Annotated in this window: 18 protein-coding genes; 6 read left to right on the top strand and 12 right to left on the bottom strand. The window is 73.9% G+C overall.

Annotated elements, in window-relative coordinates; all coding sequences use genetic code 11:
- Positions 1–13: 13 nt before the first annotated feature.
- The 3 genes from ACIQD7_RS13995 to ACIQD7_RS13985 are packed head-to-tail and all read right to left on the bottom strand — an operon-like array spanning position 14 to position 2223.
- Positions 14–1294, bottom strand: a complete 1281-nt coding sequence (locus tag ACIQD7_RS13995) for a hypothetical protein (RefSeq protein WP_402441749.1) — start codon at positions 1292–1294, stop codon at positions 14–16.
- 41 nt (positions 1295–1335) lie between these two features.
- Positions 1336–1839, bottom strand: coding sequence for a GNAT family N-acetyltransferase (locus tag ACIQD7_RS13990; protein WP_402441748.1), 504 nt, complete (start codon positions 1837–1839; stop codon positions 1336–1338).
- 60 nt (positions 1840–1899) lie between these two features.
- Entirely contained in the window at positions 1900–2223 is a 324-nt protein-coding gene (locus ACIQD7_RS13985; protein WP_402441747.1) for an antibiotic biosynthesis monooxygenase family protein, read from the bottom strand.
- A gap of 11 nt (positions 2224–2234) precedes the next feature.
- On the opposite strand from ACIQD7_RS13985, the gene ACIQD7_RS13980 reads away from it, so the two are divergent.
- Complete coding sequence (locus tag ACIQD7_RS13980; RefSeq protein ID WP_402441746.1) at positions 2235–3320, top strand: serpin family protein; 1086 nt, start codon at positions 2235–2237, stop codon at positions 3318–3320.
- Here ACIQD7_RS13980 and ACIQD7_RS13975 read toward each other — a convergent pair.
- Positions 3317–3985 carry an O-methyltransferase gene (locus ACIQD7_RS13975; RefSeq protein WP_402441745.1) on the bottom strand — a complete coding sequence of 223 codons (669 nt, stop codon included), beginning with the start codon at positions 3983–3985 and terminating at the stop codon, positions 3317–3319. The two genes, ACIQD7_RS13980 and ACIQD7_RS13975, sit on opposite strands and share 4 nt — an antisense overlap.
- Positions 3982–5094, bottom strand: coding sequence for a DUF2330 domain-containing protein (locus ACIQD7_RS13970; protein WP_402441744.1), 1113 nt, complete (start codon positions 5092–5094; stop codon positions 3982–3984). Before ACIQD7_RS13970 ends, ACIQD7_RS13975 begins: the two co-directional genes overlap by 4 nt.
- A gap of 343 nt (positions 5095–5437) precedes the next feature.
- On the opposite strand from ACIQD7_RS13970, the gene ACIQD7_RS13965 reads away from it, so the two are divergent.
- The 3 genes from ACIQD7_RS13965 to ACIQD7_RS13955 are packed head-to-tail and all read left to right on the top strand — an operon-like array spanning position 5438 to position 8032.
- Positions 5438–5866 carry a hypothetical protein gene (locus tag ACIQD7_RS13965; protein ID WP_402441743.1) on the top strand — a complete coding sequence of 143 codons (429 nt, stop codon included), beginning with the start codon at positions 5438–5440 and terminating at the stop codon, positions 5864–5866.
- The gene (locus tag ACIQD7_RS13960; protein ID WP_402441742.1) at positions 5866–7218 is read left to right on the top strand and encodes a hypothetical protein; all 1353 of its coding nucleotides are present in this window, start codon (positions 5866–5868) and stop codon (positions 7216–7218) included. Before ACIQD7_RS13965 ends, ACIQD7_RS13960 begins: the two co-directional genes overlap by 1 nt.
- A gap of 4 nt (positions 7219–7222) precedes the next feature.
- Positions 7223–8032, top strand: coding sequence for a hypothetical protein (locus ACIQD7_RS13955; RefSeq protein WP_402441741.1), 810 nt, complete (start codon positions 7223–7225; stop codon positions 8030–8032).
- Positions 8033–8741: 709 nt separating this feature from the next.
- On the opposite strand, the gene ACIQD7_RS13950 is transcribed toward ACIQD7_RS13955, so the two are convergent.
- The 6 genes from ACIQD7_RS13950 to ACIQD7_RS13925 form a co-directional block, all read right to left on the bottom strand.
- Positions 8742–9143, bottom strand: coding sequence for a transglycosylase SLT domain-containing protein (locus ACIQD7_RS13950; RefSeq protein ID WP_121832799.1), 402 nt, complete (start codon positions 9141–9143; stop codon positions 8742–8744).
- 308 nt (positions 9144–9451) lie between these two features.
- A complete protein-coding gene (locus tag ACIQD7_RS13945; protein WP_161374549.1) occupies positions 9452–10288 on the bottom strand; it encodes an ECF transporter S component in 837 nt (278 codons plus the stop codon).
- Positions 10285–12147 carry an ABC transporter ATP-binding protein gene (locus ACIQD7_RS13940; RefSeq protein WP_402441740.1) on the bottom strand — a complete coding sequence of 621 codons (1863 nt, stop codon included), beginning with the start codon at positions 12145–12147 and terminating at the stop codon, positions 10285–10287. Before ACIQD7_RS13940 ends, ACIQD7_RS13945 begins: the two co-directional genes overlap by 4 nt.
- Positions 12144–13271, bottom strand: coding sequence for an energy-coupling factor transporter transmembrane component T (locus ACIQD7_RS13935; protein WP_402441739.1), 1128 nt, complete (start codon positions 13269–13271; stop codon positions 12144–12146). The genes ACIQD7_RS13940 and ACIQD7_RS13935 overlap by 4 nt, the downstream gene beginning before the upstream one ends.
- The gene (locus ACIQD7_RS13930; protein ID WP_402441738.1) at positions 13268–13942 is read right to left on the bottom strand and encodes an SCO2322 family protein; all 675 of its coding nucleotides are present in this window, start codon (positions 13940–13942) and stop codon (positions 13268–13270) included. Before ACIQD7_RS13930 ends, ACIQD7_RS13935 begins: the two co-directional genes overlap by 4 nt.
- Positions 13939–15192 (bottom strand): prenyltransferase/squalene oxidase repeat-containing protein, encoded by a 1254-nt coding sequence (locus tag ACIQD7_RS13925; RefSeq protein WP_402441737.1) that lies wholly within the window; start codon positions 15190–15192, stop codon positions 13939–13941. The genes ACIQD7_RS13930 and ACIQD7_RS13925 overlap by 4 nt, the downstream gene beginning before the upstream one ends.
- Positions 15193–15590: 398 nt before the next feature.
- Between ACIQD7_RS13925 and ACIQD7_RS13920 the strand changes: the two genes are divergently transcribed.
- Positions 15591–16136, top strand: coding sequence for a hypothetical protein (locus tag ACIQD7_RS13920; RefSeq protein WP_402441736.1), 546 nt, complete (start codon positions 15591–15593; stop codon positions 16134–16136).
- Positions 16137–17114: 978 nt separating this feature from the next.
- Here ACIQD7_RS13920 and ACIQD7_RS13915 read toward each other — a convergent pair.
- Complete coding sequence (locus tag ACIQD7_RS13915; protein WP_402441735.1) at positions 17115–17735, bottom strand: TetR family transcriptional regulator; 621 nt, start codon at positions 17733–17735, stop codon at positions 17115–17117.
- Positions 17736–17942: 207 nt separating this feature from the next.
- On the opposite strand from ACIQD7_RS13915, the gene ACIQD7_RS13910 reads away from it, so the two are divergent.
- Positions 17943–19271, top strand: a complete 1329-nt coding sequence (locus ACIQD7_RS13910; RefSeq protein ID WP_161374542.1) for a glycosyltransferase family 4 protein — start codon at positions 17943–17945, stop codon at positions 19269–19271.
- Positions 19272–19282 lie beyond the last annotated feature (11 nt).

The following is a 19282-nucleotide window of genomic DNA, read 5'->3' as shown; positions in this document are numbered from 1 at the left end:
CGGTGGCCGCCCGTCACCCGGCCGCTGCCGCCGCCCGTTCCCTCCTGCGCTGCTCGTACCGGTCGGGTGCCTCGAGGATCCACGACCAGGCGGCGTACTCGGCGACGGGCCCCACGCGGGCGGCGCCGTCGACACAGCGCGGATCGTCCCGCACGGCCAGCCCGAAGACCGCCCAGATACGGGTCGTCTGCTCCTCGTCACCGACGAGCCCGGCCAGTGCGTCCCCGACGGCGGGCGCGGAATCGCCGCCCGTCGCGAGGTCGTGCGCGACGAGCCCGCGGACGGCGGAGTCGGGGTCCCGGGCCAGGACGAGCATGGCGTCCAGCCCCTCGGGAGTGGCGTGAGCCCACTCGCCCCGGTCGCCCGGAGCCCGGCGCTCCAGGAGCTTGGGCACCGCGCGGCGCACCCGCGGGTCGGGGTGCGCGAGGTGGGAGAGTCCCAGGGGCTCGATCCTCGGGTCCTCGTGGTCGCCCAGACAGGCCAGGACCTCCGCCAGGACCTCCGGGTGCTCCTCCTCCGCCGCCCAGTCGAGGAAGAACTCCAGATTGCGCCGCCCGAAAGGGGTCGGGTCGTCGGACTCCTGGTCCCAGGTGTCGAGGAAACCCACGACGTCCGCGCCGAAGCGCCGGTACAGGGGATCGGGATGGGCCCGCAGTGCCGCCGCGGCCTCCCACGTCCGCTCGTCCTGCCGCTCGGCGAGGGTGGAGGTGATCTCCCACCAGGAGGCGTACTCGCCGTCGGGGTGGTCGAGCGCGCACGCGCGTGCGGCCAGCTCGTCGAAGCCCGGGCGCAGCCCGAAGTGCTTCTCCAAGAGGGTGAGGACCCCCGTGTGGCCGTCGCGGACGGTCGTCCCGCCGAGCCGGATCTCGTGGTACTCGGTGAACCACTCCCCGTCCCGGACCCGGACGGTCTCCACCGGACCGGGAGAGCCGGTCCGCTCCCGCAGCACGGCGACCGGACCCCTCTCGTGCCACTCCCGGGCACGGGCCAGCAGTTCGGCGCGGGCGGCCCCGTCGAGCAGGGACACGTCGAGCAGGCTGAGGACGAGACCGACGGAGCCGCTGTCGACGGCCCGCAGCAGCGGGGTGCTCCCGTCGTCCAGCCTGCGGAGCGCGTCCGCACCGGCGTACTTCAGCTGCCCGGCGACCAGCGACTTGAACCCCGCGACGGCCAGACAGAGCACGGACGTCCCCCGCTCGTCGGCGGACTCGGGGTCCGCGCCGTCCTCCAACAGGTTCCTGACGTCGCACCCGTCCCCGCTCAGCACCGCTGCGACGAGCGGATTCCCGCCCACGCCTCCCACCTTTCCCGCCATGACGGCCGGGCCCCCGCCCTTCACGCCGCCCCGGCCGGAAGCAGCTCCTTGCCGTACCAGACGTCCATGTACGGGCCCGTGCAGTACGCCGGTGTCTCCGCGTACCCGTGCCGGACGTACACGGTCCGCGCCTCGATCAGGTCCAGGCGCGTGTTGAGGACCATCCGGCGGGCGCCGAGCGCGCGGGCCGCGTCCTCCAGGGCGTCCAGGAGGAGACCGGCGCCGCCCCGGCCCCGGAACGCGGGCCGCAGATAGATCCGGGTCAGCTCGGCCCGGTCCCCTTCGAGGAGGAGCACCCCGCCGCACCCGGCCGGTTCGCCCCCGAACCGGGCGACCCGGAAGTCCCCGGTCGGCGGGGCGAGCAGTCCGGCCCCGTCGTCCGTCAGCCCCTCGTCGATCTCGGCCGCCGTCGCGGGCCGCTTCCAGTACCGGCTCGCGACCTCGTCGTAGTAGTCGCGGCGCAGGGCGGTGGCGTCGGGGGTGTCGACGCGCTCGGGGGAGAAGGTCCAGGTCACGCGCGCCATTGTGGGACGCGCGCGACCGCCGCCGCACCCGGGTTTCTCCGGGTCTCGGCCCTCGGGGCCTCAGCTCTTGGGGGAGGCCTGCTGGACGACCTCGAACGACCACAGGGTCGACCCGGACGCGGCGGGCTTCGGCCGCTCGCCGCCCTCGCCGCCGCCCTGGTGGGCGGCCCGCATGGAACCGTTCATCCAGTTCTGGAAGTCCTCCTCGCTGCGCCAGCGGGTGTACACCAGGTACTGGTCGGTGCCCTCCAGGGGGCGCAGCAGCTCGAACCACTCGAACCCGTCGGACCCCTCCACGGCCCCGGCCCGCGAGGCGAACCGCTGCTCCAGGACCTCGCGCTGCTCGGCCGGCACGGTCAGGACGTTGATCTTCACGATGCTCATGGAGGCAGGATATGACCCGCACTCCCCCCGTTCTCCGGGCGGACACGGTACGGACCCTGGCCGCGCGCTGGCCGGCCCGGATCGGGGACGGGGACTTCGTCGTCTCGCCGGTCGGGCTGTGGCTGGCGCTCGGGGCCGTGGCGGTCGGGGCGCGGGGGCGGACCGCCGAGGAGCTGCGGGGGCTGCTCGGGGTCGAGGGGGAGGCGGCCGCCGGGGCCGTGGCCGGGGTCGGGCGGCGGCTCGCGGGGACGGACGGGCTCGCGGTGGCCACGGGGGTGTGGGCCCGGGTGGCGGTGCGCGAGGAGTTCCGGCGGGGGCTGCCCGGCGTGCGGTTCGGGGAGTTGGGCGGGGGCGCGCAGGAGGAGCTCGACGCGTGGGTGCGGGAGGCCACCGGCGGGCGGATCGACGGGCTGCCGCTCGGGCTCGACGGCTCCGAGGCGCTGGTTCTGCTCAACGCCCTTGCTCTGAGGGCGTCTTGGGCCGTCGCCTTCCCCCGGAGCCTCACCCGTGACGAGCCCTTCACCGACGGGGACGGCGTCACCCGGTCCGTACCGACCATGCGACGGCGGATTCCGTCCGCCTCGGTCTGGTCCGTGGACGGGGTCACCGTCGTGGAGCCGGCCTGCGCGGGGGAGCGGGCCGCCCGGGTGCGGTTCGTGCTCGGTGCGGAGGGGGCCGGGCCCGGCGAAGTGCTGCCCGCCGCCTGGGCCGGGGACCGGGAGCCGCTCGGCGCCGATGCGGTCGACCTCCTCCTGCCGCGCTTCACCCTCCGTACGAGGACCGAGGCCAACGCGCACCTGGCGGCGCTCGGGCTCGATCTGGCCCTGCGTCCCGGGGCCGACTTCTCCGGGCTCTCCCCGGAGGACCTCTACGTCGACGAAGTCGTGCAGGAGGCGCTGGTCGAGGTCGCCGAGGAGGGCGTCGAGGCGGCGGCCGTCACCCAGGTCAGGATGGCCCGGAGCGCGGCCCCGCCCCGTCACGAGAGGGTGGAGCGGATCGCCTTCGACCGGCCCTTCGGCGTCGTCGTCCTCGACGCCGAAGGGGAGCTGCCGCTCTTCACGGGGTGGCGGCGGAGCGCGCCGTCCACCGGGGGCTAGGACACCACGCGGGCGACCAGCAGGCCGTCATAGCCCTTCGTGCCGACCGTCTGGAACGCCGTCGCGTCCAGGCGCGGTTCACGGGCGACCAGGTCGAACATCTCGCGGGTGCCGGTGACGGCCGGGTCGTCCGGGTGGTCGGTGGCGACCTTGCCGCCCCGCACCACGTTGTCGACGACGATCACCGTGCCCGGCCGGGAGAGCTTCAGGGCCCACTCCACGTACCGCGGGTTGTTGACCTTGTCCGCGTCGATGAAGACGAAGTCGAAGGGGCCGACGCCCTCCGCCTCCAGCTTCGGCAGGCTGTCCAGGGCCGCGCCCGTGCGGACCTCGACGACCTCGTCGAGGCCGGCGCGGGCGATGTTGGAGCGGGCGACGTCCGCGTGCGCCGGGTCGTACTCCAGGGTGACCAGGCGCCCGTCGGCGGGCAGCGCGCGGGCCAGCCAGATCGTGCTGTAGCCGCCGAGGGTGCCGATCTCCAGGATGTTCCGCGCGCCCTGCACCCGGGCGAGGAGGTGGAGCAGCTTGCCCTGGTTGGGGGCGACGGCGATCTCCGGCAGTCCGGCCGCCGTCGAGGCGGTCAGCGCGGCGGACAGCGCCTCGTCGTCCGGGGCCAGCAGTTCGGTGAAGTAGGCGTCGACGTCGGTCCATTGCGAGGTGGTCATGCGGTCGAACGTACACCTGCCGCGGGGGTCCGGCGGCGTCGTGACGCCCGTACGGCCAGGAGCGTCGCCACCGCCGCGAGCAGCGCCCCGCCGCCCACCGTCAGGAGCCAGACGGGGACCCCCCCGGCGACGGTCAGCAGCCGGTCGGTGTAGATCACTTCGCGGTACGGGGTGTCCGCGACCCGCCGCAGGTGGTGGTCGTCGTCGATCCGCCCCGGGTGCGGGAACTCCTGCTCCAGGACCGTCAGATGCACCGGCCGGTCGCCCGCGAGCGCGGCCACCGCGCCTTCGGGCCGCTCGATCCGCCCCGCGAAGGTCACCTCGGGCCGGTCGCCGCCGATGGCGGAGCGGGGCTCCATCCGGTGGTCGGAGAGGACGGCCAGGCCGAGGGTCTGGGGGGTCCGCGCGAGCCGCGACAACCGCATCGGATAGACCAGCTCGGTCGAGGCGAAGGCGATCCGCAGCGGGGTCAGCTCGCCCCGGAGGACGGCGCCCTCCTTCTCGGGCGCGAGGCGGACCGCGACGTACTCCCACTTCCGCTCGACGTACGGCCGGAGCGCGCCGGTCAGCCGGTCGGGCAGGTCGAAGCCGTTCGTACGCAGCCAGTCGCCGAGCGCGTCCGGGTCGGTGGCGGTCAGCCGGGCCACGTCGAAGGGGCCGAGCCGCTCGCGTCCGACGACGCCGACGCCCGTGCCCGCGCCGGGCGCCGCCCCGGCCCCGTCCCCGTAACCGGTGTCGAACGGCCAGTCGTCCTCGCGCGGCCAGAAGTAGAAGCGGTCGCGCCGCTCGGGCGCGGAGAGCCGGTCGATCTCGTCGAACAGCTCCGGGTCGCCGAGGGAGACGTCGGCCCGGCTCGGCACCGGCATGATCCAGGCCGCCCGCTCCGCGTCCCCGTGCACGCGGAAGCGCATCACGATCGTCTCGGTGCGCCCGTCCCAGCGGACGGCCGACTCCTCGCGGTCGACACCGATCCGCCGCGACGCGTCCGGGACCATCGCGCCGCAGCCGCAGGCGTACGCCGGTGCGACGAGCGAGCCGGCCTGGAGCGCGAGCAGCGCGACGAAGGCCGTCAGGATTCTTCTGATCAGGATGCCGTGTGTCCCCCGCATGGCAGCTCAGACGTCCGGGGGGAAGATCCGGTTCCTCGGGGGCCTCGCGTGTGCGCTTTGTGGTGGCGGGACTCTTACTGATCGTTTCCGAATGAGTTCGGCATGAGAGCGCGGCCGTCAGGTCTCGGTGACGGCAGAGTGGTGCGGGTATCGGATGATCTTGCGCCCGATGGCCTGTGGGAACACGTCGCCCCGCTGCTGCCGTCCCGCCCGCCGCGGAGTGACGGCCTGGCGGTGGCTGCGGGACTGGCGAGATCAAGCCGCAGTCACAGATCACCGTCGATAAGCCGCTTATAGAATCGGCGCACGCCGTTGACCACGGCGCGCGTGCAAAGGGGGATGCATGTCGACGTTCGAAGAGGAGTGGAGCCAGCTCAAAGCAGACGCGCTCCGCAGGCGTGCCACGAGCATGGAGCTCGCTTCAACAAAGGGCAGCGGGGGGCCGGCTCCGGGACCGGGAAACGCGGACCTCGGTCTGCGTGACGCGCCCATACGCGCCAAAACCCCGGGACTACGGACCGCGAACGGCGAAGCCCGTAAGAAGGCCAAGCTCGATGACGCGGCGGCCGTCGGCAAAACCCATGCGGGCTGGGACGCGGGAACCGCGAGCGACGACTGCGTGAGCGCCTGGCAGAAGCGCCTCCACAAGCTCAGCGACCTGGTCGAGGATGCCGCCGACGCGCTCACCAAGGGCATGGACCAGCAGATCAGCGATGACATATCCATCGCGGCACAGCTCAGGGCTTCCGGTGACTGGCTGGAGGATGCCTGATGGTCTCCGTACCCGAACTCGACAAGGCGCGGCCCCAGCAGTGGCGGGATGCCGCGGACGACGCCGTCGGCGCCGCCAAGCAGTGTGAAGCGCTGGCCGCGTACGTGCGTGATGAGATCGCCGCGACCCTCCGCCAGTGCTGGGCGGGCGATGCCGGGCGTGCGGCCCGGGCCGCGTTCGTCAAACACGCGGGTGACTACGAGGCAGCCGCCGTCGCTCTGCGGGCGATGGCGCGGACGTACGACGATCTCGCGAGCGGCATCGCGTCCGCCCAGCGCGATCTGCACAGCGCACTCGACTACGCGCACCGCAACGGACTCAAGGTGGACGACAGCGGTCGGGTCGATTTCGCCAGACCCACCGCCGAAGCGCCGGACGGCGAAGGCGCCGAAAAGATCACCCATGCTCACGGGATCATCTCCGATGCCCTCGCCAAGGCGAGCCTGGCCGATACCGACGCGGCTCGTTCCCTGCGCACCGTCGAAGCGCTGACCGACATCAGCGATCCGAACCTCGCCAAGAAGGCACTCGACAAGAACAGTCCGCTGGGCATCGCCCTGCGACTGTCCGGCGGACTGGACGGTCTGCACCCCGTCAACGTCCCGCCGAACGTCCTCACCGCCGTGAACCTGGCCTCCGCCGAAACAGGTATCAGCCGGAAACTGCTCCTGGCCATCCTCTGGCAGGAACAGCAGTGGTACCAGAACCACAACCCGAGCCTTCGCGGGCCGCTGACCGAGTTCGGCCGCTTCTTCGACTGGAGTCTCACCCTCGGTCCGAAGCCGGACAAGTCCCTGGGCATCACCCACATGAAGACCGATACCGCCAGGGCGGTCGTGGAGAAGAACCGTGAGGCGTTCCGGCTGGAGGACGGTAGGTACCTGGCAGACCTGAGCGACGTCGAACTTGCGGCGCTCATCGAACACAATCCGGACCTGGACGTACGGCTGAGCGCCCACCACCTGGCTGATCTCCGCGATCAGCCGTACGGTGCCCGCACGGACAAACAGCTGTTCACGCTCTACGCCGCCGACACCCCGGACGTGCGCGAGAAGAACGAGCAGTACGGTGACGAATCCGACCAGCGCGGCGGCGACATCAAAACGCGGGGACGGAACTGGGACAGGATCGAGCCGCATCTCGACGACGCGATGGCCTGGGACGCCCTCAGCGACGAGGAACAAGCCCAAGCCATCCGGCAGCTGGAGGCCCAGACGCCCGCCGGGCATCACGTATCCCTCGATCCCCTGTACCGCGCGGGCCAGACCACCGGCACCGGGACCGGTGAACCGGAGCCCGGAACGCCCTCACCCAGCCCCGGACCTTCTCCCGCACCGCCAGGAGCCCGCTGATCTCATGAAGAGGACCGCGTCCATCCTGACCGCGCTCTTCGCGCTGGCCGCGCTCACCGGGTGCGACCGGTTCGAGCCGCGCGGCGGGAAACCTCTCGACCCCATGCCGGCCAACGTTCCCGCAGCGCCGCAGTACACGACACCCGACGAGGTCGTGGCCGCACTGGAACGCGCGGGCGTGCCCTGCAAAGTACTGCGGCGCAGGACCGGCGCCCTGGACTGCGAGGCCCGTGTCTCCGGGACGGCGGTGGAGAACCGGATCCAGGTCCTGAACTCCAAGGAATTCAGCCGGGACGAGGTCGGCGACTCCATCGCCGCATGGCGCAACAGCGGCACCACCATCGTCGCGGCAGGCAACTGGTTCATCCGCGTCCTGCCCAATGGTGTCCCCGCCTACTCGATCAAGATCGCCGAGGCGGTCGGCGCCGTCGTCCTCCCTCCCCCCTACCCACTGCCCGACATCCCCAGCACCCCCGCATACCGGTCCGCGGACGCGCTGGCCGACGCCTTGGACAAGGCAGGTTCCTGCACGGACCGAGAACGGCGGTCGACAGGGGAACTGCTATGCGGAACACGAGCCTCGGAGAAGAAGTCCTGTGACGCGTCCTGGGCGAACCGCCACGCCCTCCTGACGCTGCACGACGGCGCTGCGGCCCGTGACGACTACATCCGGCTCCTTCTCAGCAACGACCACACACCCGCCGCCGTCGTCACGGCCGCGAACTGGACCATCCAGTTCTGCGACCCCGCCGAAGCGCGCGCGACAGCTGACGCGCTGGGAGGAGTCCTGATCCGCCACAGCCCCACCACATGAAGGGAAACTCAGCACGGCCGATCGCCCACTCGTCCAGGCAGTCGAGGGCCGTCCCCGCCGATGGCCCGCGTGAGGGTGGAACGGTCCACGTCGAACCAGCGGGCCAGTACGTCATGGGTGACTGCATCTACCGTGCACCAGCTCGTCGGGGAAGCGGAGGTCCGCTCCACGGCCCAGGTGTCTTGCCCGGCCCCGAGCCGTGCGGGACACCTCGACGAGCGGTCTTTGGTGTGGTGCCGCGGGCCCGGAGAAAGTGCCGGTACTAGCCGCAGCCGTAGCCGTAGCCGCGGTCGGCGGACAGCCGGCCCGGCCGGTGTCCCGGTCTTCCGCAGGCTCACCGGATGCCGGGGGAAGGCGTCCGGCAGGGGCGTCGACTGGGTGACGTCATGCCTGTTTCCACCGGTCGGGCTGATGGTGAGAGGGGTGCCGTGCCGGTCGGCGATCAGGTGGTGTCTGTTGCCGTTGCCCGGTCGCTCTCGGCCGGCCGGCGAGGGGCCGGTGTGAGCCCCCCTTTCTTCAAAGCCCTGGTGTGCGAGCCGTTGATCGCGGCGTCGTCCGTGTCCGGCGGACCTGCCTGCCTTGCGCAGCTCGGTCAGGAGGGCCTCGTGCGGGCGGGGCCGGACGCCGGACTCATCCGGGAACGCCGCAGGCCCCGCCCCTCCGTGAGGAGGGCGGGGCCTCGCGTGTGCGCTGTGCGGTGGCGGGACTCTTAGTACCAGCCGTTGGCCTGCCAGAACGCCCAGGCGGCGTTCGGGGAGCCGTAGCGCTCGTTCATGTAGTTGAGACCCCACTTGATCTGGGTGGCGGGGTTCGTCTTCCAGTCGGAACCGGCCGAGGACATCTTCGAGGCCGGCAGGGCCTGGACCAGGCCGTAGGCGCCGCTGGAGGAGTTGGTGGCCTTGTGGTTCCAGCCGGACTCGTGGGACACGATCTTGCTGAAGGACGCGTACTGCGAGGCGGGAACGATCTGTCGCGCGACATCCTGCGGGCTGGCGGCCGAGGCCGTGCCCGTCGTGCCGAGCACCGCACCCGACGCGCCCAGCAGCACGGCTGCGGAGGCGGCGAAGGTCTTCTTGCGGGCGGCGACACGAGTGGTGAGCGAGCGGATCAAGGTTTCTACCTAACTTCGGGGACAGAGGTCGTGCCGGGCGTTTTCGGCAAGCCGGAACCAGGGCCCGGGGGACCCGGGAACTGGGGGGAACCGGTCTGCCTGAGGCGCTGCGGTGAGCACCGGCTGCCTGGCGACGTCCACCAGAGAAGCAGGGCCGGAACGCCGATGCAACGACCCCCTGTACGAGGAAGGTTCGGACCCGGGAGGAACGTCCCAGGGGCGGGGCGGGACCCGTTTCCGCAGGTTATGAGGGTGTGAGGGAGCCTTTGGGCGGTTCCGTACGTCTACTATTCCGGTTCGTACGTGACCTAGGTCCTGTGGGGTGCCTCACTCGCGGGGGCCCCTTCCGGGCCCTCGAATGTGACCTGGGCCTCGAAGTTCGCCCGCCGCGTCGCCCGCCGCAGCGCCCTCAGGAGCGTGCCGCCGACCGTGAGCGTGAGGACGACGGTAAGCACGGCCCGGCCGAGGTCCCAGCCGAGGGAGGTGGCGGTGACGTAGGCGAGGAAGCGGACCAGGTTCTCGTGCAGCGGGGCGCCCGGCTGGAAGGAGATCCCGCTGCTCAGGCCCTGGAGCAGGACCCAGCCCTGGAGGTTCATGATCGTTCCGTACGCGAACGCCGCCGCGAAGCCGTACGCGGAGAGCATCACGAGCTCGGCCCGGCCCCGCAGCGTCCGCTGCCCCGGCAGCAGCCCCGCGCCCATCGTGAACCAGCCCATCGCCAGCATCTGGAACGGCATCCAGGGGCCCACACCGCCCGTGAGCAGGGCGGACGCGAACATCGTCACCGCGCCGAGCACGAAGCCGAAGCCCGGGCCCAGGACCCGGCCGCTCAGCACCATCAGGAAGAACATCGGCTCCAGACCGGCCGTCCCCGCGCCCAGCGGGCGCAGCGCCGCGCCCACGGCGGCGAGCACCCCCAGCATCGCGACCGCCTTCGCGTCCATGCCGGAGTCCGCGATCGTCGCCACCACCACCGCGACGAGCAGCGGCAGCAGCGCGGCGAACAGCCACGGAGCGTCACCGGCGTGCGACGTCACCGCCGAGCCGGCGTCCGCGAACAGGGGCCAGCAGAAGGCGCCGATCCCGATCAGGGAGACGAGGACGAGGGCGGCGATCGAGCGGGGGCCGAGGCGGAGGGCGCTCACCGCGCCTCCTCCAGGGCCCGCTCCACCTGCTCGGCCGTGAGCCACGGCTGCGGGGCCAGGATCTTGGCCACCTGCGGCGAGAACGCGGGCGAGGAGACCACGACCTCGGCCGTCGGGTCGTCCGCGACCACCTCGCCGTCCGCGAGGATCACCACCCGGTGGGCCAGCTCGGCCGCCAGCTCCACGTCGTGCGTGGCGAGCACGATCGCGTGCCCGTCCGCCGCGAGGCTCCGCAGGTGCCCGACCAGACGGGCCTTCGCCGCGTAGTCCAGGCCCCGGGTCGGCTCGTCCAGGAGCAGCAGCGGGGGGCGGCCGGTCAGGACGACGGCCAGGGCGAGGGCGAGGCGCTGGCCCTCGGAGAGGTCCCGGGGGTGCGTGTCGTCCGCGATGCCCGGCAGCAGCTCGGACATTAGGGCCCGGCAGGTGCCGTCCGGCGCGCCCGCGTCCGCGTCGGCCGCCGCGCACTCGGCGCCGACGGTGTCCGCGTACAGCAGGTCCCTCGGCTCCTGCGGCACCAGGCCGACCTGCCGGATCAGCTCCCGGGGGTCGGTGGCGTGGGGCTCCCGGCCCGCGACCCGGACGGTGCCGGAGGTGGGGGCGATCATGCCGACCAGCGCGGAGAGCAGGGTCGACTTCCCGGCGCCGTTCCGTCCCATGAGGGCGACGGTCTCGCCCGGGTCGACGCGGAGGTCGATCTTGCGGAGGGCCTCTACGCGGGCGCGGCGGATGTGGAGGGAGGTGGTGAGGACGAGGGGGGTGGTGGGGTGCGGCTGCTCGTCCTGCGGCCGCCGTCGCCGCCGCCGCGAGAAGAGGGAGAAGCCCCCACCCCTCCCCCTACGCCCGAGGGCGTGGGGGGACCCCCACTTCCCGAAACCGGGGGCTCCGCCCCCGGACCCCCGCGCCTCAAGCGACGGCGGGGCCGGAATGTGGGCATCGCCCTTGGCGTGCGTATCCAGCCCGTCCGGCGTTTGAGGACCGGGGTCCGGGGCGGAGCCCCGGTTTCGGGGAGGGGCGGGGTGGGGGAGGGGCCCCGCAGGGATACCCGCGTCGATCAAGGGCTCCAGGCGCTGCTTCAGGGCCCCCGCCCTCCGCCTCGCGTCGCGGACCGTCAGGGGGAGGGGGGTCCAGCCCGCCAGGCGGCCCAGGGTGACGACCGGGGGGTGGATCGGGGAGACGGACATGACGGTGGACGGGGGGCCCAGGACCGCGTCCGGGAGGAGGAGGACCTGGTCGGCGTACTGGACGACGCGTTCGAGGCGGTGTTCGGCGAGGAGGACCGTCGTGCCGAGGTCGTGGACCAGGCGCTGGAGGACCGCGAGGACGTCCTCCGCCGCCGAGGGGTCGAGCGCGGAGGTCGGCTCGTCGAGGACGAGGACCTTGGGATGGGGGGTGAGGACGGAGCCGATCGCGACCCGCTGGCGCTGCCCGCCGGAGAGCGTCGCGATCGGCCGGTCGCGGAGTTCGGCGAGGCCGAGGAGGTCGAGGGTCTCCTCGACGCGGCGCCGCATGACGCCGGGCGCGAGCCCCAGGGACTCCATCCCGTACGCGAGCTCGTCCTCGACGGTGTCGGTGACGAAGTGGGCCGACGGGTCCTGCCCGACCGTGCCCACCACGTCCGCCAGCTCGCGCGGCGGATGCGTGCGGGTGTCGCGGCCGTCGACCGTCACCCGGCCGGTCAGCGTGCCGCCCGTGAAGTGGGGGACCAGACCGGAGACCGCGTTGAGGAGGGTCGACTTGCCCACGCCCGACGGGCCCACCAGGAGGACCAGCTCGCCCTCCGGGATCGTGAGGTCGAGGTTCCGGAGGGTCGGCTCGGCGTCCTCCTCGTACCTCACCGAGACGTTCTCGAAGCGGATCACGGGTTCTCCTCGGGTACGGGGGCCACGAACGCCGGCACCAGGCCCACCAGGATCGACAGCGCGGGCAGCAGCGGCAGCTCCGGGGCCGTCAGGGGGACCACCCCCGGGTGCAGGGCCTCCGGGGCGTACGCGTTCGCCCGGATCATCAGGACCGCGACCGCCACCCCGGACCCCGCCACCAGCCAGGACCGGGCGCCCCAGCGGTCGGGCCGGTACCGGGTCCGTACGGTCCGGCGCCCGCCGAGCCGGAGCCCGGCGACGGCGGCGAGCAGCCCGGCGCCGAGCAGCGGCAGCCCGTACCCCGCGCCCTGCGCCGCGAGCAGCCCGTACGAGCCGGCGCAGATGCCGAGGAGCCCGCCGAGGGTCAGGACGTTCGTGGTGCGGCGCACGGACGCCGGGACGCGGGCCGTCCGCCCGTAACCGCGCGCGTCCATCGACGCCGCCACCGCGACGGAGCGTTCGAGGGCGCCCTCCAGGACCGGCAGGCCGATCTGGAGGACCGCCCGGACCCCGCCGGTGGGGCGGCCCCGCAGCCGGCGGGCGGTCCGCAGCCGGACCACGTCGGCGACCATGTTCGGCGCGAAGGTCATCGCCACGACGACGGCGACCCCCGCCTCGTAGAGCGCCCCCGGCAGCGACTTGAGCAGCCGGGCCGGGTTGGCGAGCGCGTTCGCGGCGCCCACGCAGATCAGCAGGGTCGCCAGCTTGGCGCCGTCGTACACCGCGAAGAGGAGTTGTTCGGCCGTCACGCGGCCCCCGATCCGTACCCCCTGCGCCCACTCGGGCAGCGGCACCTCGGGCAGGGTGAAGAGGAGGTGCGTGCCCGGGATCGGGGAGCCCAGGAGGAGCGAGAAGACGACGCGGAGGGCCACCACGAACAGGCCCAGCTTCACGAACGCGCCGTACGAGCGGGCCCAGGGCGCGTCCGTGCGGCGGGCCGCGACGACGTACCCGGCGACGCCGACGATCAGGCCGAGCAGCAGCGGGTTGGTGGTCCGGGAGGCGGCGACGGCCAGGCCGAGCGCCCACAGCCACCAGGCCCCCGCGTGCAGGGCGTTGGCCCGGGTCGCGACGGGAGCCGTGAGCGCGCCGCGGAAGGCACGGTGAGCGGGGGCGGTGCTCATCCGCGGTGGCGGGCCTTCCAGATCGCCGCCCCGCCGAGCGCCAGGACGGCCGCCCCGCCGGCGAGCACGCCGACGGACGGGCCGCCGCCGTCGCCCCGCTTCTCCGAGGCGGTGGGCGACGCCGCGGCCGTCGGCTCCTCGCCGACCTCCTCGCCGCAGCCCCGCGCCGGGTAGCCCGCGATCCCGCACAGCATGGCCCCGCTGCCGTACCGCAGCGGCTTCGCCACGGCGGCGAGCGCCTCCGCGCCGGTCGCGTCGGGGCGGACCTGCGCGCAGCCGGTCGTGACCCGCTTCGCGGGCGGGGTCTCGCCGGGCGGGGCGTCGGCCGGGCCGCCGAAGTCGATGACGACCGCGATCCGCTTCGTGCCGTCCTTCGCCGCCACGTCCGCGCAGATCCGGGCGAAGTCCGGGGCGGCGGTGGGTTTGGCGGTGTCGTCGGCCTCCGCGCTGACCGCGAAGCGGAAGCCGACCGCGTCGCCGTCGGCGGGCCGGGCGGTCGCCGGGCCCTGGGTGGCGTAGGCCCAGGGGGTGCCGCCGTCGCTCTCCCAGTACGACCAGTAGCGGTAGCCGGCGGCGTGCGCCGGGGCGGCCGCGACCCCGGCGAGGGTCAGCAGCGCCCCGGCCGCGGCGCCCGCGACCCTGGTGGTGGTCCTGACGGCGGTGGCGGTCACTTCTTGCGGCCGCTCACGAGGAAGCCGATGCCGACGCCGACGACCGTGCCGATGCCGATGATCCACCAGACGTCGAAGCCGGAGTCCTCGTCGTCGCCGGTGGTGGAGGAGGCGGAGGTGTCGGGGCTCTTGGGCGCGGGACCCGCGGCGTTGAGCTGCTCGACCAGGTCGACCGAGCCGAACTTCCGGGGGTCGGTCTCCGTCGCGCGGGCGGCCAGGATCAGCTGGGCGTAGGCGGCCGGGCCGCTCTCCTTCGCCCAGGAGCCGGAGTTCTTCTCCAGCCACTCCAGGGCGGGGAGGGCCTGCTTGGAGGCGCCGGCGGCGGAGAGCGCGACGACGGCGTCGGCGGTGTTGCCGAAGTCGGGCTGCTCGGTGGTGTCGGTGGCGCCCGGCATCGGCGGCTGGACGAGGTGGTGGGTCTTCGCGAGGGTCTTCGCCAGGTACGAGGCGCCGTTCAGGGCGGCCCGCTCGGGGGTCGGCTTCGACAGGTCCGTGCAGGCGGGCGCCTGGTCGGGGGAGGCCTTGGTGGCGACCATGCTCTTGCCGAGCCCGGCGAGGGTGGCGGCGGCGGTCGCGTCGGCGTTGGCGAACAGCTTCCCGGCCTTGTCGGGCTGGTACGCGAAGGCACCGGGGCCCTCCTTGTCGGTGCAGGGCAGCGCGAAGGCGAGGAGCGCGTCGTAGGGGGTGCGGCCCTCGGCGGAGGTGAACGCGGTGGGGCGGGTGCCGGTCGCGGCGAGCGCGCCGACGACGACGGAGGTGGAGTTGGCGTCGCTGGCGCCGCCCGCGCTGTAGCCCCAGCCGCCGTCCTTGTTCTGTACGGACTTCAGCCAGTCGGTGCCGGCCTTGACGGCCTGGTCGGCCTTCTCGGGTGCGGCGCTCTGGCGGCGCACGGCGGCGAGCGCCTGGACGGCGGCGGCGGTGGCGTTGGTGTCCCGCATCGTCTTCGCGTCGCAGGGCTTCGTGGCGTCCGCGCGGTAGGAGGGGAAGGCGCCGTCGTCGCACTGCTGGCCGAGGAGCCACTCCACGGCCTGGTCGGCGGGCTGGTAGCCGGTGGCGCGCTGGGCGAGGAAGGAGAGCGACTGGCGCCAGACGCCGTCGTAGGTCGGGTCCTTCGTGCCGTAGAGACCGGCCGGGAGCTTCCCGGTGGAGAGGGTCGGGGAGGGGGCGGCGGAGGCCTGCCCGGCTGCTCCGGTGCCGAGTACGGCGACGGCGGCGGCGAGCGCGGCGGCGGCGCGGCGGACGGTGTTCATGGGGCCCTCTCCTGCGGCCGGGCACGGCACGCCTCAGGGCACCGGGCTCCGGCTCCGTGTTCCTCGACGGTGCCGGCGGTCACGTCCCGTCCGGGGCATTCCGACGTGCCGCCTTCGCGAAGGAGGACGGTTGCACGGCTCAGGGAAGGGTCGGTACCGGATTTCCACCGGTTTCCCCCGTACGGGCATGATGACGACCCGCTTACTGTACCGGCCCGTACGCGCTGCTCACGGTGGTGCGAGGCGGCTCACACCACCGGGCCCGCCGCCGGTCCGGCCCGGCCCCGCCGCACCGGTCGTACGGCCCTTCGGATGGCGGGAGTTGTCGTTCCCGCGTGCAAAACTATGCCCTCGGTCACGGGGGCGACGGGCCTCCGTGCGTGGACACGGGGAGTGTTGTGCGCAAGGCGAAGTGGGTGGCCGCGGCCGCCGGTGCGGTGCTGTTGGTCGCCGGTTGCGGCGGCGGGGGCGGTACGGACAAGGGCGGCTCGTCCTCGGCGGGTTCGGCCGCCTCGGGCGGTTCGGGGTCCGGCGGCGCGGACGGCGCGAAGGACGGCGCGAAGCTGGACGCGGCGGCCGTGAGCAAGGCGATCGGCGACGCGGCGACGGGGGCCGGCTTCACGCAGGACTCCTCCGGCGAGGCGGTGCCGGACGGGCTCAAGGAGTGCATGGTCACCTGGACGGCCGACGGCGCGAAGGCCGCGGACCCGAAGAAGTCCTTCGCGGACACGGTCGGGACCCTGACGGGCGGCGGCTGGAAGGAGACGCGGACCTTCGAGCAGAACGGCTCGGAGGTCAAGTCCCTGGCCAACGGCACCTGGCAGCTCCAGGCCAGCAACCACTCCGCCGGTCCGCTGAAGCTGGTGATGTTCGTCGCCACCGACGCCGGTCCCGAGTGCGAGGCGGCCATCAAGGCCGACAACGAGAAGAACGCCAAGTCCTGACCCGGCACCGGGCGCGCCCCCGCCACGCGCGCGGGGCGCCCCCGGAGGCCCGGCCCGGGAAGCAGCCCCGACCCGCGAGGCCGACCCAGCAGCCCCGGCCCGGAAGCCCGGCCCGGAAGGGACCCGGCCCACGGGGCCTGCCCGGGAACCTCGGCGCGGCGGGGCGTCCCGCCCCGGAGCCCCGGCCCGGGAAGGGCCCCGGCCCGGAAGCCCGGCCCGAGGACCTCGGCCCGGCAGGGCGTCCCGCCCCGGAGCCCCGGCCCGGGAAGGGCCCCGGCCTGTGAGGCTGGCCCGGAAGCCCGACCCGACAGGGAGCCCCGGCCCGGCAGGGCCCCGGCCCGGAAGCCCGGCCCGAGGACCTCGGCCCGGCAGAGAACCCCGCCCTGGAAGCCCGGTCCGGAAGGGACCCGGCCCACGGGGCCTGCCCGGGAACCTCAGCCCGGCAGGGCGTCCCGCCCCGGAGCCCCGGCCCGGGAAGGGCCCCGGCCTGTGAGGCTGGCCCGGAAGCCCGACCCGACAGGGAGCCCCGGCCCGGCAGGGCCCCGGCCCGGAAGCCCGGCCCGAGGACCTCGGCCCGGCAGGGCGTCCCGCCCCGGAGCCCCGGCCCGGGAAGGGCCCCGGCCTGTGAGGCTGGCCCGGAAGCCCGACCCGACAGGGAGCCCCGGCCCGGCAGGGCCCCGGCCCGGAAGCCCGGCCCGAGGACCTCGGCCCGGCAGAGAACCCCGCCCTGGAAGCCCGGTCCGGAAGGGACCCGGCCCACGGGGCCTGCCCGGGAACCTCGGCCCGGCAGGGAGTCCCGCCCCGGAGCCCCGGCCCGGGAAGCCGGTCCAGGAGCCCCGGCCCGAGGGCCCGCCCCTCAGACCCGGATCGGACCCGGAGCCCCGCCCCTCAGCCGGCAGTCGCACCCATCCCGATCAGCCGGCAGCCGCCCCCGCACCCATCCCGATCAGCCGGCAGCCGCCCCCGCACCCGTCCCGATCAGCCGGCCCCCGCCCCCGCCCCCGTCCCGATCAGCCGGCACACCGTCTCGATGTCGATCTTCACCTGGGCGATCGAGGACCGCCCCGACAGCCACGTGATCAGCGCCGAGTGCCAGGTGTGTTCGATGACCCGGACCACCGAGAGCTGGGCGGGCGTCGGGTGCCCGGCGCCCATCGCGTCCAGGATGATCGCGGTCGTCAGCCGGGAGACCTCGTCCACCTCGGCGCTCGCCCCCCGGTCCGCGAAGATCAGCGCCCGCACCATCGCGTCGGCCAGCTGCGGCTCCCGCTGGAGCGCCCGGAAGGCCCGCATCAGGGTCTCCGCGACCCGCTCCGCCGGATCCGCGCCCGCCGGGGGCCGCTTGCGCAGGGTGGTGTGCAGGTGCCGCAGCTGGTCCTGCATCACCGCGACGAGCAGGTGGACCTTCGACGGGAAGTAGCGGTACAGCGTGCCCAGCGCGACGCCCGCCTCCTCGGCCACCTCCCGCATCTGCACGGCGTCGAACCCGCCCCGCGACGCGAGCCGCGCGCTGGCGTCCAGGATGCGCCGCCGCCGCGCCTCCTGGCGCTCCGTGAGGGGCGCGGCGGTGCCGTGCTCCGCCCTGTTGTCTGCGGTCATGGAGTCCCGTTCCGTGCGGTGGGGAGCGACAGTATGGCGGCGTCGTCGCCGTGGCGCGAATCACCCGCTCCGGATCTCACCGCGGCGCTACCTGCCGGTAGATTCTGTCCTTCCCGGACGACCTGACGACGGCCGAGTCTGTAACTTGTTCTAGATTAACGCCAGCGGTTACGCTCCGGCGAAACGCACGCTCGAAGGGGGCCGCGCATGACCGCCGAGGCCGTAGAGGCAGGCCCCCGACAGGCCGTCACCGACCCCGGTGACCGTCCGTTGCGGATCGCTCTCCTCACGTACAAGGGGAACCCCTTCTGCGGAGGCCAGGGCGTCTACGTCCGGCACCTCTCCCGCGAGCTCGCCCGCCTCGGCCACACCGTCGAGGTCATCGGCTCCCAGCCGTATCCGACCCTCGACGAGGGCGTGCCGCTCACCGAGATCGCCAGCCTCGACCTCTATCGCTCCCCGGACCCCTTCCGGACCCCGAAGCGCGACGAGTACCGCGACTGGATCGACGCCCTGGAAGTCGCCACCATGTGGACCGGCGGCTTCCCCGAGCCGCTCACCTTCTCCCTGCGGGCCCGGCGGATGCTCGCCGCCCGCCGCGGCGACTTCGACGTCGTCCACGACAACCAGACCCTCGGGTACGGACTCCTCGGCGGCCCCCGCGCGCTCGGCGCGCCCCTGGTCACCACGATCCACCACCCCATCACCGTCGACCGGGGCCTCGAACTCGACGCCGCCGACGGCTGGAAGCGCCGCCTCTCGGTCCGCCGCTGGTACGCCTTCACCACCATGCAGAAGCGGGTCGCCCGCCGCCTGCCGTCCGTGCTCACCGTCTCCGGCACCTCCCGCCAGGAGATCGTCGAGCACCTCGGCGTACGCGAGGACCGCATCCGGGTCGTCCACATCGGCGCCGACACCGCCCTCTGGTCCCCGGACCCCTCGGTCGCCGAGGTCCCCGGCCGGATCGTCACCACCTCCAGCGCCGACGTCCCCCTCAAGGGCCTGGTCCACCTGATCGAGGCGCTCGCCAAGCTCCGCACCGAGAACCCCGACGCGCACCTCGTCGTCGTCGGCAAGCGCGCCGAGGACGGCCCGGTCGCCCGGGCCATCGAGCGGTACGGCCTCGAAGGCGCCGTCGAGTTCGTCAAGGGCATCAGCGACGCCGAGCTCGTCGACCTCGTCCGCTCCGCCCAGGTCTCCTGCGTCCCCTCGCTGTACGAGGGCTTCTCGCTGCCCGCCGCCGAGGCCATGGCCACCGGCACCCCGCTCGTCGCCACCACCGGCGGCGCGATCCCCGAGGTCGCGGGCCCCGACGGCGAGACCTGCCTCGCGGTGCCGCCCGGCGACGCGGGCGCGCTCGCCGCCGCCCTCGGCCGGGTCCTCGGCGACCCGGAGCTGCGCGCCCGGCTCGGCGCCGCCGGACGGGAGCGGGTCCTGGACCGCTTCACCTGGGCCCGCGCGGCCCGGGGCACCGCCGAGCTCTACCGCGAGGCGATCGCCCGCCGGGGCGCCGCCTCCCCACGCACCCGCCGGTGACCACCGCGCGC

The organism is Streptomyces sp. NPDC093071 (assembly GCF_044754545.1).
GTDB lineage: Bacteria > Actinomycetota > Actinomycetes > Streptomycetales > Streptomycetaceae > Streptomyces.
Note: the sequence above shows the minus strand (reverse complement) of the source record. Positions and strands in the feature narration are given on the sequence as shown.

Bases quoted from the DNA above. Each gene is read 5' to 3' on its own strand.
- ACIQD7_RS13970 (WP_402441744.1), bottom strand. From the start codon at position 5,094: ATGCGGGGGACACACGGCATCCTGATCAGAAGAATCCTGACGGCCTTC.
- ACIQD7_RS13985 (WP_402441747.1), bottom strand. From the start codon at position 2,223: ATGAGCATCGTGAAGATCAACGTCCTGACCGTGCCGGCCGAGCAGCGC.
- ACIQD7_RS13955 (WP_402441741.1), top strand. From the start codon at position 7,223: ATGAAGAGGACCGCGTCCATCCTGACCGCGCTCTTCGCGCTGGCCGCG.
- ACIQD7_RS13990 (WP_402441748.1), bottom strand. From the start codon at position 1,839: ATGGCGCGCGTGACCTGGACCTTCTCCCCCGAGCGCGTCGACACCCCC.
- ACIQD7_RS13915 (WP_402441735.1), bottom strand. From the start codon at position 17,735: ATGACCGCAGACAACAGGGCGGAGCACGGCACCGCCGCGCCCCTCACG.
- ACIQD7_RS13925 (WP_402441737.1), bottom strand. From the start codon at position 15,192: ATGAACACCGTCCGCCGCGCCGCCGCCGCGCTCGCCGCCGCCGTCGCC.
- ACIQD7_RS13960 (WP_402441742.1), top strand. From the start codon at position 5,866: ATGGTCTCCGTACCCGAACTCGACAAGGCGCGGCCCCAGCAGTGGCGG.
- ACIQD7_RS13935 (WP_402441739.1), bottom strand. From the start codon at position 13,271: ATGAGCACCGCCCCCGCTCACCGTGCCTTCCGCGGCGCGCTCACGGCT.
- ACIQD7_RS13975 (WP_402441745.1), bottom strand. From the start codon at position 3,985: ATGACCACCTCGCAATGGACCGACGTCGACGCCTACTTCACCGAACTG.
- ACIQD7_RS13965 (WP_402441743.1), top strand. From the start codon at position 5,438: ATGTCGACGTTCGAAGAGGAGTGGAGCCAGCTCAAAGCAGACGCGCTC.
- ACIQD7_RS13910 (WP_161374542.1), top strand. From the start codon at position 17,943: ATGACCGCCGAGGCCGTAGAGGCAGGCCCCCGACAGGCCGTCACCGAC.
- ACIQD7_RS13980 (WP_402441746.1), top strand. From the start codon at position 2,235: ATGACCCGCACTCCCCCCGTTCTCCGGGCGGACACGGTACGGACCCTG.